Consider the following 12,995-nt stretch of genomic DNA (forward strand, 5'->3'; position numbering starts at 1 on the left):
CTCGGCGCGCCCAAAATTCCATGCTATATGAAGGCGGTGGGCACATTGTAGCCTACCGCCGAGACGGAAACGAAATCCCAAAGACGAGCCTAAGGCAAGACGGGGAATGGACGAAAAGGTCAAGGCGATCGCACGGCCGGCGGCCAGCCGCTCTTTGCGGGAGGCGATCGGTCAGGCACGGATCGAAGAAGCGGAGCGCATCAGCGAGTCGGCCGATTGGCGCGACAGCGAGATCGCGCGGCTGGAGATCCTAAAGGTCGAGCTGGAAGACGTGTTCGCCCAGGTGCCCCAGAGCGACGATCGTTTCGAGCTCGTGCTGGTGCCGAGCCGGCCCGCGCGTCTTTGGATCGATCTCTTCACCTATGCGGTGGTGGGCGATGGCGACGGGGATTATCTACTCGTGCGCAGCAGCGATGCCGGGCGGCGGACGCTTTTTTCTTCCGCCAGCGCGGCGGCCATGGCCGACCGGATCACCCGCTACATGGCCCATGAGATCGTGCGAAGGGAGCGCCAGGAAGCGGCGCTCTTGGAGCCCATCGTGCGGCCGGACTATCAGTATCAGGACGAACCGGAAGAGGGTGGCCCGCGGGTCGGGCTGATCGTCGCTGCGTTCCTGATCGGCATTCTTGCAGGCGCCGGCGGGCTGCTCGCCGCAGTCTGGCTCAGCATCCCGTAGCGGAAGTCAAAGTCCTAGCGCAGGATCAGTGTCCGCGACTCCCAGGTCCGCCCTTCCCGCGATGCGGAGCGGATTCCCATCTCACATTGCCAGCCGCTGTTGACGCGGCTGATGCAGTATTCGTTGTAGCCGGCGGCGGGCTCGCCATCGTCCATGGCTTCGGAGGCCGAGGGCACGCCGACCACGGAGCATAGCCCGGAGATGGTCTCGATCTGCTCCACGGAGCCTTCGTGATTATGGCCGTGAAGCGCGAGCTCTGCGCCGCATTCCTTCAGAATCTTCTTGATCTTCTCCCGGTCCCGCAGCGCGCGGCGCCAAGGCGCCAGGCCGGGCAGGGGCGGGTGATGGATCAGCACCACGCGGAAGAGATCGTGCTTGCCCAGCTCGGTGAGGGCTTTCGCCAAATAGCTCCGCTGGGTGGAGCCGACGCGTCCGGCGGCCAGGAACGGCATGGTGGGGATTGCGGAAGAGAGCGCGATCAGAGCGATGTCGCCGTAACGCCGCACGAAGGGGAAGCCTTTCGGGGGCGTGGCAAACAGCTCTTCGCCGGCCGGGTTCGCTTCCATATAGGGCGTCCAGAGACCCGTGCCGCGCTCCGGGTTCAGCCGAACATAGGCGTCATGGTTGCCGGGGATGGCGGTGACGTGGTCCGGCGGGCCCAGCTCCTCCAGCCATTGGGCGGCGCGTTTGAACTCCTCGGGCAGGCCGAGATTCACAAGATCCCCGGTGACCGCGATGTGGTCCGGGTTCCGGGCGAGCATGTCCCGAGTCAGCATGTCGAGAACCTCGCGCCGGTGCACCAGCTTTCGGCCGCGATGCCAGTTCACATAGCCGATGATCCGCTTGCTCAGCAGATCGCGGCGCCGCGCGTGCGGGATCGGGCTGAGATGGATATCGGAGAGATGGGCGAGCTTGAACATGAAGACGGTGAGCGCCGGCGTGACCTCGGATGTGGGCGGAGACACTAACGATCAGCGCCGGTACCGCGCAATGGGCTGCAGAGGATCAACGCCTATAGGACTGGTCGCGGGCCGGGACGCGCGGGTCAGCGGCGGAAGTGCGATGGTGCGGCGCCGAACCTGCGCCGGAAGCAGCGATTGAAATAGGACACTTCGTTGAAGCCGCAGCCATAGGCGATGTCGCCGATCTTCAGGCTGTTGCAGCGCCGGTCGCTCAGCATGGATTTCGCGTGCTGTAGCCGAAGCTCGAGCACGCGCTCAGAGAAAGTAGTGCCGGTTTCGAAGAGGAGGTCGCGGATATAGCGGGGCGACAGACCGAGGTCTTGCGCCAACGCGGTTTCGGAGAAGCCGGGGTCGCGGCATCGCGACTTGATGCTGGCGAGGATCGCCTCAAGCCTTGCGGAACGCCTGCCGCGCGTCTTGGCAAGCTCTGCCGCTTCCCGGTTTGCGCCGAGCATCAGGGCGACGAGGTCCGTCAGAGTCTGGCCGATATGCTCGCTCAAAGCCGGCTCGTCTTCAAACCCTTGGGGTTCTTGCAATATCGCAAGATAGCGCTGCAACAATCGCGCCGATGGGAGGTCGGGGTCGATGGCCTTGGCTAGGAGATCGTCGGGATGCCTCACCAGTTCGCTGAGCTTCTCGCGGGGAATGACGACCGAGTGCCATGTCGTTCCCGGCTGGGCCTGGGCTAGAGCGATTTCCGTCGTGGAGAGCAGGACGGAGGCGTTGGGATCGACGGTCGCCTCCTTGCCGTTCTGACGACAGAGAATCCCGTTGGTGCCGAATGTGGTGCCGAGGAAGAACTCGTCCCGCCCGTCGGTCAGGATGTTCTTCCTGCTCCGCGCCATCTCCGTCAGCGTGCCGCCGAACTCGCCCATCTCGACATCCCCGAAGCGGGCGAAGCTGACCGAGGCGGAGAAGGGGAGATCGTCGGCGTAGGAGACCGCGAGGGAACCGTAGAGCTCTTCGCCCATCTCCTGCCAGAGACGCGCCCGCTCCCGATTGTCGAGATGGGACGGAAAGGCATCGGAAGAGAACGCGAAGCGGTTAGGAGGACTTCCCTTCGGCCGCTCCGAATTGCTCATGACGTTCCCCCCAAGAAGATCGAAGTCGACTTTTCAGAAGACTTTCGCTCGAAAGGATAGAGGCATGTGTTTAGTGCCGTAAAGTCCAAATTGTGTCCCCTTCGCAACAGCTTAGATGCAAAGGTTGATGTGTTCCGTATGGGTCAATTCGAGTTCCTCTTTGGACAAGCGCCGCAATGCGTTCCCCGCATACCGTTCGATGACTTGAGGGCTACAGCGTATCGAAGGGGAATAGAATGCCGGGGGCGAAAAAGGGAAAGCCGTGGTTGAACGGCGCGGTGAAAGGGGCACTGACGCTGGGTGTCGGCGTGGTGCTGGTTGCCGGTCTTCCGGCTGACAAGGCGCAGGCGGTGGAGTGCGAGAACTCCGGTGCGGGTGGTCCGGGGCCTGCCGGCGACGACGGCGGTGTCATCAACAACACGGCTTGCGGTGCGGGCGCCGATGCATCGGGTCTCGGCGGTGCGAACACCGCGGTGGGCAGCGGCGCCAATGCCAGCGGCACCGACGGCGCCTTGAACACGGCGACGGGGTCGGATTCCAATGCGAGCGGGGCGGGGAGTGCCAACGTCGCCCTCGGCCAGAGTGCGCAATCCGCGGGGGCGACCAGCAACAACGTTGCACTGGGAAACTCGGCCGATGCGGCGGGGGATGGCGGAAGCAATATAGCGCTCGGCGTCGGTGCCGGGGCCAGCGGTGCCTTCACCAGCAATATCGCAATCGGCAACTTCGCCCAGTCTAGCGACAACGCTATCGCTTTAGGGGCAGGATCGAATGCGACCGGTGCGCTGGCAGTCGGTTTTTTGACCGCCTCGGCGAATGGCGGTGCGGCTATCGGCAACTTCTCGACCGCCACCGGTGTCGAGAGCACCGCTATCGGTCCACGGGCGAGCGCAACCGCCCAAAACAGTGTCGCGGTGGGCGCAGGTGCGAGCGCGACCCACACCAATGCCGCCGCGTTCGGTGCAGGCGCCACGACTACGCGAGCCAATCAGCAGGTGTTTGGCACCGCGAGCAACACCTACACCATGCCGGGTCTGACCTCGTCCGCAAGCCGATCGGCACAAGGGTCGCCGACCCACCTAGTCACCTCGAACGCGGCCGGCGATCTCGCCGCCTATACGCCGACCGAACTCGGTCTCGCCACGGGGGCCGATCTGGTGCAGCTGCGCGAGCGCGATGACGAGCTTACGGAAGGCATCGCTGTCGTGGCGTCTCTCGCGCAGCCGATCATGCTGCCCGGCCAAAGCTTCGTTATGCGTGCCGGCTGGGGCCAGTTCGACGATGCGAGCGCGCTCGGCTTCACAGCGGCAGGGATCATCGCCAAGGATGTACTGCGGCCGGGAGCCGGAACGCTCGTTCTGGATGGTGGTCTGGGTGTCGGCACCGGTGAGGGGCAGGTCTCGGGGCGGGCAGGCATGTCGTTCGGCTGGTAGGACATACCCATGATTTGGCGCGGCTTAGCCTTCGCTGTCTGTCTGAGCCTTCTTGCATGCTTGCCGGCCGGCTCTGCTCGCTCGACGCCGAGAGTGGTGATGCCCGGGCCGGAGAAGATCGTGCTGCTTGTTCGGAACAGTCTCATTGCGCTTCATCAGGCGATACAGACCGGCAACTTCACAGTGCTCCGGGATCTTGGCGCGCCGGGGTTTCGGGAGGCGAATAGTGCGGCGAAGCTTTCGGCCAGCTTCGCCGATCTGAGCTCCAAGAAGATCAATCTGGGGGCGACGGCGGTACTCGTGCCGGAGCTGACCCAACCGCCCTCTATCGACGAGGGAAAGGGAATGCTGCATCTGCAGGGCCGCTTCCCAGGCGACGAGATGCAGATCGATTTCGAATTGCTTTTCCAGGCCATCGATGGGCAATGGCGGCTTTTCGGCCTGTCGGTGCAGCCGAGCGCCGGCTCCCACCCGCCCATCGCATCGCCGGCGCCAGGCTCGACGGCTCTAAAGGAAACGGAATAGGAGGCGCGTTCCGATAGCGGCTGCGGGAAACGGAGCCCGATACGGCCGGCTCGCTTGGCCGAGCTACACGTTTGGCGAGTTTCCCAGCGATTTGTGATCTGGCGTTGTGCATCTCCATGCCAGTGTTGCGTTTGTGCACTAGTTGGCCGTGCCCCGAGACCGTAGCGTGTCGGATTATTCCTTCGGATTTCTTATTCGCACTGCATATACGGACTGCTGATTTCGGGGGCTGGGGCCCATGCAGGGAAAGAGAGCGAGACCGCGACGGCGGAAATCGTCGCGCCGAGCTGAAAACAGGTTGAGCGGTCAGGCGCGATACATCGCATATGCGCCGACCGGCGGGCGCTGCTGGCAGGGACGGCGCTCGTCACAACGCTTCTCCTTGTTCCGGTCGTGGCGCCGACGCCGGCCCATGCAGTCCGCACCTGCTCCCCGGGAGACGCAGGTGTTAGTGCGGTTCCGGGGCCGATCGATATCAATACCGCTGCCGAGGCGATCGATTGCGAGAACGTCTTCGATCGCAACAATTCCGGCGATCCGGTCATCGACCTGCAGACCTATGGCGGCGGTCACCCGATCACCTTGGACAATAGCGGCGACCTCACATCGCCCGACGACCGCGGCATCCGCGCCTATTCGCGCGGTTCCAACAGCGCCGTCAGCGTCACCAACACGGGCGATATAGATAGCGATAGAACCGCGATCTACGCGCGTACATCCGGCACCAACAGCACGCTTTACGTTTCCAACTCCGGCCATCTGACAGTCGGGTATTCAGGCATCTGGGCCGTGACCGGCGTTGGCGGAGCGGACGGGGGCTCTATCACCGTCATCAACACCGGGGACATGGATCTGGAAAGCCCCGGCGTAGCGCTCGATGCGAACAGCTACGGTACGGGAAGCACGATTTCCATCACCAATAGCGGCGCGATTGCGGGCGCGCGCTACGGGGTCAATGCCAGGGCCACGGGCGACGACGCTGCAATCGACATCACCAATAGCGGCGAGCTTCGTGCCGTAAACGATGCTGCGAATCTCAACTTCCGTGCGTTCGGCATCGACGCGAATGCGTATGGTGAGGGCAGCGGCATCGATATCGTCAACAGCGGCGATATCCGGGCGAGCGGCCCTGAGGGCTACGCCTACGGCATTAATGCCGAGAGCCGTGATAACGACAGTGCGGTCCACATCACCAACAGCGCCTCGATCCAGGCGAGCGCGCCCGATGGCGAGGCCAGAGGCATCAATGCCGAGACGGACGGCGATCGCAGCTCCATCGAGATGGTGAACGACGGCGACATCGACGCCAGCGCAGACGATTATGCGACCGGCCTGTATGCGCGCTCGACGGGGAACGAGAGCGAGATCACGATCACGAATAGCGGCAATGTCCGCGCGAGCACGTCGTCGACCGATTATTACGCGACCGGTATCTTTGCGTATACGACCGGCACGAACAGCTCCATCACGATCGAGAATTCCGGCTCCGTGTACGCTGAGGGCATGTTGAGCACGGGCATCTATGTCTATAGCCAGTCCGCCAATCCGACGACGATCACCAACACCGGCGAGATCGGCGCCTCATCCAATCTCGCTATCGACGTCTACGGCCAGGGCACGTCCGACATCTACAACGCCGGCACAATCACCGGTTACATGAAGCTCACGGACCAGCGCGACCGGTTCTTCAACCAGACGGGTGGCCTGTTCGAAGCGAAGGAGACGAGTCTCTTCGGGGAGGGCGACGACCTGTTCCGCAACGAGGCCGGCGGCACGGTGCATGTGGACGGCAATGCGTCCTTCGAAGATCTCGAGCGGTTCGAGAACCGGGGTCTGATCTCGCTGGCGGACGGGCAGGCCGGCGACAGCTTCACAATCTCCAACACGCCGGGCGGAATGGATACGAGCTTCGTGGGCTCGGGCAACTCTACCCTGGCGGTCGATGCCGTCCTGGCCGGGCCGGGCAACTCTTCGTCCGACAGCTTGACCATCGAGGGCAGCGCCACGGGCGTCACCACGCTCCAGGTCAACAATCTCAATCCCGGGCTGGGCGTGTTCAACGGGTCTGGCTTGCGCATCGTGACCGCGACCGGTCCTACGCCAAACCCGAACGCGTTCCAGCTCGACCAGCCCGTCGATGCCGGTTTCTTCAACTACGACCTGTTCTTCACGCCCACGGGGGCAGCCTATGGACCCGGCGTGCCATCCTATATCGGTGGGGCCGAGCCCCACTACGAGCCTGCGTCCTCAGTGACGCCGGCGGTCTGGGTGAAAGGCTCCGGCGGCTGGCTCGACCGGGACGACAGCGTGCAGACGACCGCCTATGGCCGCGGTGTGAGCTTCAACCTCGACCGGGATCTCGAGACAATCGACTTCCAGACGGGCCTCGACATGGGCAAGCGGGATCTTTGGTCGCCGGGGGACGCGCTGGTGTTTGGCGTGCTGGGCGGCTTCGTGAGCGCCAATCTCGACTACGACTCCCTGGCGCGCCGGTTCAATTTCAGCGGCGGCCAGATCGGCGCCTACGCCACCTATCTCAATGGCGGGCTGTTCGTCGACACGCTGGCCAATCTTCATCTCTATGAGCTGGAGGCCGGCGGGAATGCCGGCTTCCCCGACTCGCTCGACGCCAACACGTTCGGTCTGCGCTCCGATGCGGGCTATCGCTTCGGATCATTCTCGGGTGGCGCGTTCATCGAGCCGCTTGCCACGTTGGAGGTGACCTGGGCCGATATCGACGGGTTCTCGGTGGGCGGGAACTCGATCTCCTTCGACGACGACCCGAATGTCCGGGGGCGTCTTGGCTTGCGGACCGGCACCACTATGGAGGCCTGGGAAGGGACGCTGATGGAGCCCTTCGTGACCGGCAGTCTGTGGGGCAATCTCTCCGGCGACAATCAGGCCACCCTGGTCTCGAGCGGCACCACTTTCACCTTCCAGGACGATCTGCAGGATGTCTGGGGTGAGGTTTCGGCGGGAGTGAACTTCTTCAACTTCTCCGAGACCACGACCGTGTTCGCCAAGGCTGACGTCACCTTCGGCGACGATATCTCCGGCATCGGCGGCAAGGCCGGCATGCGTGTCGCCTGGTAGGCTAGATCGCCCCCTCACGTGCGGGAGGCTCGACGCCAGAAGGCGAATGGCAGTAGACAGGCGGTGCGATCCCGAACCGCCTACGGAAGGCCATCCCTTACATGCGCGCTAGACTGACCGCCTGGCGGAACAAGATCATGCTCGCGGTGCTGCGGCGCTATTGGCGGGTGCAGCGGGGCATGACGCTCGGCGCCCAAGGTGTGGTGATCGACGCGGAGAACCGGGTGCTGCTCATCAAGCATACCTATCGGCCGGGCTGGTGCTTTCCCGGCGGCGGCGTGGAGGCGGGCGAAAGCTTCGAGGACGCGCTGACCCGCGAGGTGCATGAGGAGGTGGGCGTGACGTTGACGGGGCCTGTCACCTTGCACGGGATCTTCACGAACTTCGCCGCGGTGAAGCGGGATCACATCGCCGTCTTCGTGGTGCGGGACTGGACGCGGGACGGCGACTATCACAGGCCGCGGGAGATCGCGGAGTCGGGGTTCTTCGCGCTCGATTGGCTTCCTGCGGACATCGATACGGGGACAGCGAACCGGCTACGCGAGATCTTCGAGGGCGCGCCGGTAATGGCGTCCTGGACGTAGACTAGCGCTACTAGAACCGGTCCCGGTCGTGGGCCTTCGTGAAGTCCAGCTCGGGTCCTAGGGGAACGATGCCTTGCGGGTTGAGCCAGGGATGGCTCGTATAATAGTGGTGCTTGATGTGGTCCAGATGGACCGTCTCGGCGATGCCGGGGACCTGATAAAGATCCCGCAAGTAATTGGAAAGATGGGGGTATTCGGCGATCAGCCGTTTGTTGCACTTGAAGTGCACATAGTAGACGGCATCGAAGCGGACCAGGGTCACGAAGAGGCGCCAGTCGGCCTCGGTTTGCGTGTTGCCGACCAGATAGCGCTGGGTGCTCAGCCGCTCTTCCAGCTCGTCGAGCATGTCGAACAGAGAGTTGAAGGCGCGCTCATACGGTTCCTGACGGCTGGCGAAGCCGGTCCGGTACACCCCGTTGTTCACCTTGTGATAGATCGGCTCGTTGATTGCATCGATCGCGTCCTGAAGCTCTTCGGGATAGAAGTCCGGCCCCTCGGCGCCATGCTGGTCGAAAGCGGTGTTCAGCATCCGGATGATCTCGGAGGATTCGTTGCTGACGATGGTCTCGCGTTCCTTATCCCAGAGCACAGGCGTCGTGACGCGACCGGTGAAGTCGGGCACCGCCTTGGTGTAGACCTCGCGCAGCATTGAAAGGCCGTTCTCACGGTCGCCGGTCGCGCCGTCGAACTCTTCGTCGAAGGTCCAGCCGTCTTCACCCATATGCGGATGCACGACATCCATTGAGATGATGTCTTCGAGCCCTTTCAGCTTGCGGAAGATGATCGCCCGGTGGGCCCAGGGGCAGGCATAGGAGACGTAGAGATGGTAGCGACCGCGTTCGGCCGGGAAACCTTCTTCGCCGGTCGGTCCGGCTGAACCGTCGGGCGTGATCCAATTGCGCAGCGTGGTGGGGTCGCGCTCGAACTTTCCGCCCTTGGATTCGGTGTCGTAGCCCTTGTCGTGCCACTCGCCGTCGATCAGAAGTCCCATGGCTTCCTCTTATTGTTCTTGAGTTCCGTCTGCGCGGCTATTCGAGCTCCAGCTCGTCTTCTTCGTCGTCCTCGCCGTCCGCCAGCTTCTGGGCGATCTTGGCGACGTGATGGCCCTGGAAGCTCGCTAGGTTCAGCTCCTTCTGGGACGGCATGCGGGAGCCGTCGGGCGCGGCCAGGGTGCTGGCGCCGTAGGGCGAGCCGCCGCGCACCTCGCTGATATCGGCGAGATCGGGCGCGGAGAACGGCAGCCCGACGATGACCATGCCGTGATGCAGCAGGGTCGAGTGGAACGAGGTGATGGTCGTCTCGTTGCCGCCGCCGGTGCTCGTGGAGGTGAAGACGCTACCGACCTTGCCAATCAGCGCACCCTCCACCCAAAGGGGGCCGGTCTGATCGAGGAAGTTGCGCATCTGGGAGCTCATATTGCCGAAGCGGGTCGGCGTACCGAAGACGATACCGTCATACTCGGCGAGTTCGTCCGGTGTCGCGACGTCTGCGGGCTGCTCCACCTTCATGCCGGCCTCGCGCATGATGTCCTCGGGCATCAGCTCGGGCACCCGTTTGATGGTCACCTGGACATCGTCCACGGCGCGGGCCCCGTGGGCCACGGCGTAAGCCAAGGTCTCAATGTGCCCATAGGCGCTGTGATAAAGGACAAGCAGTTTCGTGGTGGCCATAGTTTTCCCCGCATGGAGACGATTTCGCCGCGTTCAAATCCGCCCCCTTAAAAGTTACTTATACGATACGCGTTCAGTACCCGATTATCGCGTTAAGAAGAAAGTCTGTCTGTCGTCTATGAGGCAAACGGCCCTAGACCAGTCTCGTTCCGCATGATAAACGCACCGCCATTATGAAACGCGCGCTTAACACAGCATCGATTTCGCGACGACGAGGCCGGGCGATCCGAATCGCTTTTCCGGCTCCTCGCCACTGACGCGCGCGCTCATCCCAATCTAGCATAGTCGATGAGGCAGCCGTCGCCGGGCGGGAGTCTTTCCGCTCTTTCCAACGATCTGTGCGACGATGCCAAACAACGAATTCATCATAACGCCCGAGCAGGCGGCCGATACGCCGGCGCTCTCCAAGCTCTCTGCAAACGCATTCGGTCCGGGGCGCTTCGCGCGGACAGCTTATCGCATTCGCGAGGGCGTCGCGCCCGTGGCGGAGCTGTGCCTGACAGGACGTCGGGACGACGAGCTGATCGCCGGGATCCGGTTCACCGCCATCTCCATCGGCGGCGAGAGCGGCGCCCTGCTTCTCGGCCCGCTTGTGGTTGATCCGCGGTTCAGCGGCAAGGGCTACGGCAAGGCGCTGGTGCAGGAGGGGCTTTCGAAGGCCAAGGCAGCCGGCCACCGGCTGGTGATCCTGGTCGGCGATCTTCCCTATTACGGCCGGTTCGGATTCCAGCAGGTCCCGGTGGGTCAGATCGTGCTGCCCGGGCCGGTCGATCCGCACCGGCTGCTGGCCTGCGAGCTTGCCGAAGGGGCGCTTGCCTCCGCCAACGGGCTCGTTCTCGGCGAGCCTGCGGAAGGCGCGGCGCTGGAAGCTTGCGTCTAGTTAGCGGCCTTCGCGATACCAAGCCATCGCCAAGAGACCCAGCAGCAGGGCGAGGGCGATATACCCGTTGAAGAGCGGATAGAGGCTCGCACCCTTCACGCGATAGGCCTCGCGGCGATGGAGCCCGAGCCAGTCGTCCCCATGCATCATCTGGCTGGAGCCGAGCATCACGATGCGCGGCATCTCGTCAGCCTCATCGTCTTCGCGGCCGAGCCAATAGGCGCCGCCGCCGGTCTCGTCGAGAATGGGCTTCAGGACGTTATCGGTGGCCGTCACGGCGGCGAGCTCGCGGGTGTTGGCATTGCCGACGGTGACGACGCTGGCGAGGTCGCCGGAAGAGATCTGATAGATGCCTTGCTCGGCGACGTTCACCTGGGCGCGCCAAACGCCGGGCTCACTCTCCTCCAAGGTAATGTCGCGCGTGTCGCCGGTCGGACCGGAGAGCGTCACAGGCGCCACCTCGTTCTCGATGGTCTGGCGCTCGATGGTGATGGTCTGGCCGCGGCTGGAGGCGTGGAGCTGCTCCTCCTCAAGCTCCGGCTCTTTCATCAGCCAGTGGGCGAGGCGGCGCAGCAGGCCCGTATAGGGGCCGCCGCCTTCATAGCCGCGCGCCCAGAGCCAGGCCTGGTCGGAGAGGAGCAGGGCGACCCGGCCCTCGCCGCGTTCCGCCAGAACGAGAAGCGGATTCCCTTGCGCGCCTTCCATGACGATCTCAGCATCGCTCGGATCGGCTTCGACATTGCGGAACCAGGAGCCCCAGCGCGGTTTCTCGCCGCCGCCGGGAAGATCGCGGGTGACCGGATGACGCTCACCGAGATCGGTGGGCTTGGGCTTGAAGGGCGCGTTGATGACCCGTCCGGTCGGCTCGGCGGGGAGCACGTAGGCCAGCGGCGTGCGGAACAGGCTCAAGGGGGAGGCGTAATCCTCACCCGCCGCGACCAGCACGGCGCCGCCCTGCATCACGTAGCGGGAGACGTTATCGAGATAGGCGAGCGGCAGCACGCCCCGACGCTGATAGCGGTCGAAGATGATCAGGTCGAACTCTTCCAGCTTCTCCTGGAAGAGTTCCCGGGTCGGAAAGGCGATCAGGGAGAGCTGGTTGATGGGCGTGCCGTCCTGCTTCTCCGGAGGACGCAGGATGGTGAAATGGACGAGATCGACCGAGGCGTCTGATTTCAGCATGTTCCGCCAGGTCCGCTCGCCCGCATAGGGCTCGCCGGAGACCAGAAGCACCCGCAGGTTTTCGCGTACGCCTTCGATGGTGAGCACGGTGCGGTTGTTGAGCCCGGTGAGTTCGTCGGGGTCCACCTGGGCGGCGATCTCGACGATGTTGGCGCCGGCATGATCGATCATCACGGGGATGGCGATCTTCTCGCCGGCCCGAACGGTCTCGGTGACGGTGTCCTCGCCCTGGCGCTTGATGGTGAGTTCGATCGGTTCGGGCGGCCGGTCGCCTGTCTCCTCGACCTCAAGCTCAATGGTCTGCGGCTCGCCGACCAAGCCGAAGCGGGGGGCTGCGAGCAGCTTCAGGCGACGGTCGAACTCGTTCTTCTTGCCGGCAATCAGCGTGTGGATTGGGGCATCGATATTGAGCTCGGCGGCGGTCTTCGGCACATCGTGGACCTGACCGTCGGTGATCGTCACGACACCTGCCAGGCGCTCCGGCGGGGTGTCGGCGAGACCCTTGGAGAGATCGGTGAACAGGAAGGTGCCGTCGCGGTCCGGGTTGTCGGCCGCTGACGAGGAGTGGATCACCCGCAGGTCGAGATTGGGCAGCTCGCCCAGGCGCTTCTCAAGCTCCTGCTGAAGCTCCGCGGTGCGCGACGTGCGGCCGGCCACAGCCTGGCTCTGACTGTCGTCGACGACGACGGCGACCACGTCGTTGAGGGGCTCGCGCTCTTCCTTCTTGAAGTGCGGGTTGGCCAGCGCCAGCAGCAGCAGCGCATAAGCCGCCCCGCGCAGCAACGCGCCACGGCGGGAGCGCCAGAGCAGGACGAGCAGCAGCAGCGCGCCGAGCACGGCGAGGCCGCCGATGAATGGCCAGGGAATGAGGGGCAGGAATTCGATGGACCAGGACATTGCGCTCATGA

General features: G+C 64.0%; 11 protein-coding genes. 6 read left to right on the forward strand and 5 right to left on the reverse strand.

What is annotated here, in order from left to right; all coding sequences use genetic code 11:
* Positions 1-106: 106 nt before the first annotated feature.
* Positions 107-676 carry a hypothetical protein gene (locus ACFQ2F_RS05920; protein WP_379087130.1) on the forward strand — a complete coding sequence of 190 codons (570 nt, stop codon included), beginning with the start codon at positions 107-109 and terminating at the stop codon, positions 674-676.
* A gap of 14 nt (positions 677-690) precedes the next feature.
* Here the strand turns inward: ACFQ2F_RS05920 and ACFQ2F_RS05925 are convergent, their stop codons facing one another.
* Both ACFQ2F_RS05925 and ACFQ2F_RS05930 read right to left on the reverse strand, forming a co-directional pair.
* Positions 691-1,641 carry a metallophosphoesterase family protein gene (locus ACFQ2F_RS05925; RefSeq protein ID WP_379087133.1) on the reverse strand — a complete coding sequence of 317 codons (951 nt, stop codon included), beginning with the start codon at positions 1,639-1,641 and terminating at the stop codon, positions 691-693.
* An 80-nt stretch (positions 1,642-1,721) separates the two neighbouring features.
* The gene (locus ACFQ2F_RS05930; protein ID WP_379087136.1) at positions 1,722-2,720 is read right to left on the reverse strand and encodes an AraC family transcriptional regulator; all 999 of its coding nucleotides are present in this window, start codon (positions 2,718-2,720) and stop codon (positions 1,722-1,724) included.
* Between the two features lie 236 nt (positions 2,721-2,956).
* Between ACFQ2F_RS05930 and ACFQ2F_RS05935 the strand changes: the two genes are divergently transcribed.
* The 4 genes from ACFQ2F_RS05935 to ACFQ2F_RS05950 all read left to right on the forward strand — a co-directional run bounded on the left by ACFQ2F_RS05935 (position 2,957) and on the right by ACFQ2F_RS05950 (position 8,355).
* Complete coding sequence (locus ACFQ2F_RS05935; protein ID WP_379087139.1) at positions 2,957-4,153, forward strand: hypothetical protein; 1,197 nt, start codon at positions 2,957-2,959, stop codon at positions 4,151-4,153.
* A gap of 99 nt (positions 4,154-4,252) precedes the next feature.
* On the forward strand, positions 4,253-4,678 hold the full coding sequence (locus ACFQ2F_RS05940) for a hypothetical protein (protein ID WP_379087142.1): 426 nt from the start codon (positions 4,253-4,255) through the stop codon (positions 4,676-4,678).
* Positions 4,679-5,071: 393 nt separating this feature from the next.
* A complete protein-coding gene (locus tag ACFQ2F_RS05945; protein WP_379087145.1) occupies positions 5,072-7,771 on the forward strand; it encodes an autotransporter domain-containing protein in 2,700 nt (899 codons plus the stop codon).
* A 101-nt stretch (positions 7,772-7,872) separates the two neighbouring features.
* Complete coding sequence (locus tag ACFQ2F_RS05950) at positions 7,873-8,355, forward strand: NUDIX domain-containing protein (RefSeq protein ID WP_379087148.1); 483 nt, start codon at positions 7,873-7,875, stop codon at positions 8,353-8,355.
* A 10-nt stretch (positions 8,356-8,365) separates the two neighbouring features.
* Here ACFQ2F_RS05950 and ACFQ2F_RS05955 read toward each other — a convergent pair whose 3' ends face one another.
* Both ACFQ2F_RS05955 and wrbA read right to left on the reverse strand, forming a co-directional pair.
* Positions 8,366-9,346 (reverse strand): glutathione S-transferase family protein, encoded by a 981-nt coding sequence (locus ACFQ2F_RS05955; protein WP_379087151.1) that lies wholly within the window; start codon positions 9,344-9,346, stop codon positions 8,366-8,368.
* 37 nt (positions 9,347-9,383) lie between these two features.
* Complete coding sequence (gene wrbA, locus ACFQ2F_RS05960; protein ID WP_379087154.1) at positions 9,384-10,025, reverse strand: NAD(P)H:quinone oxidoreductase; 642 nt, start codon at positions 10,023-10,025, stop codon at positions 9,384-9,386.
* 346 nt (positions 10,026-10,371) lie between these two features.
* Between wrbA and ACFQ2F_RS05965 the strand changes: the two genes are divergently transcribed.
* The gene (locus ACFQ2F_RS05965; RefSeq protein WP_379087157.1) at positions 10,372-10,905 is read left to right on the forward strand and encodes a GNAT family N-acetyltransferase; all 534 of its coding nucleotides are present in this window, start codon (positions 10,372-10,374) and stop codon (positions 10,903-10,905) included.
* On the opposite strand, the gene ACFQ2F_RS05970 is transcribed toward ACFQ2F_RS05965, so the two are convergent.
* Positions 10,906-12,993, reverse strand: coding sequence for a hypothetical protein (locus ACFQ2F_RS05970; RefSeq protein ID WP_379087160.1), 2,088 nt, complete (start codon positions 12,991-12,993; stop codon positions 10,906-10,908).
* Positions 12,994-12,995: the final 2 nt, after the last annotated feature.

It is taken from the genome of Methyloligella solikamskensis (assembly GCF_042676065.1).
GTDB lineage: Bacteria > Pseudomonadota > Alphaproteobacteria > Rhizobiales > Methyloligellaceae > Methyloligella > Methyloligella solikamskensis.

Bases quoted from the DNA above. Each gene is read 5' to 3' on its own strand.
- wrbA (WP_379087154.1), bottom strand. From the start codon at position 10,025: ATGGCCACCACGAAACTGCTTGTCCTTTATCACAGCGCCTATGGGCAC.
- ACFQ2F_RS05955 (WP_379087151.1), bottom strand. From the start codon at position 9,346: ATGGGACTTCTGATCGACGGCGAGTGGCACGACAAGGGCTACGACACC.
- ACFQ2F_RS05930 (WP_379087136.1), bottom strand. From the start codon at position 2,720: ATGAGCAATTCGGAGCGGCCGAAGGGAAGTCCTCCTAACCGCTTCGCG.
- ACFQ2F_RS05920 (WP_379087130.1), top strand. From the start codon at position 107: ATGGACGAAAAGGTCAAGGCGATCGCACGGCCGGCGGCCAGCCGCTCT.
- ACFQ2F_RS05965 (WP_379087157.1), top strand. From the start codon at position 10,372: ATGCCAAACAACGAATTCATCATAACGCCCGAGCAGGCGGCCGATACG.
- ACFQ2F_RS05950 (WP_379087148.1), top strand. From the start codon at position 7,873: ATGCGCGCTAGACTGACCGCCTGGCGGAACAAGATCATGCTCGCGGTG.
- ACFQ2F_RS05970 (WP_379087160.1), bottom strand. From the start codon at position 12,993: ATGAGCGCAATGTCCTGGTCCATCGAATTCCTGCCCCTCATTCCCTGG.
- ACFQ2F_RS05940 (WP_379087142.1), top strand. From the start codon at position 4,253: ATGCCCGGGCCGGAGAAGATCGTGCTGCTTGTTCGGAACAGTCTCATT.
- ACFQ2F_RS05935 (WP_379087139.1), top strand. From the start codon at position 2,957: ATGCCGGGGGCGAAAAAGGGAAAGCCGTGGTTGAACGGCGCGGTGAAA.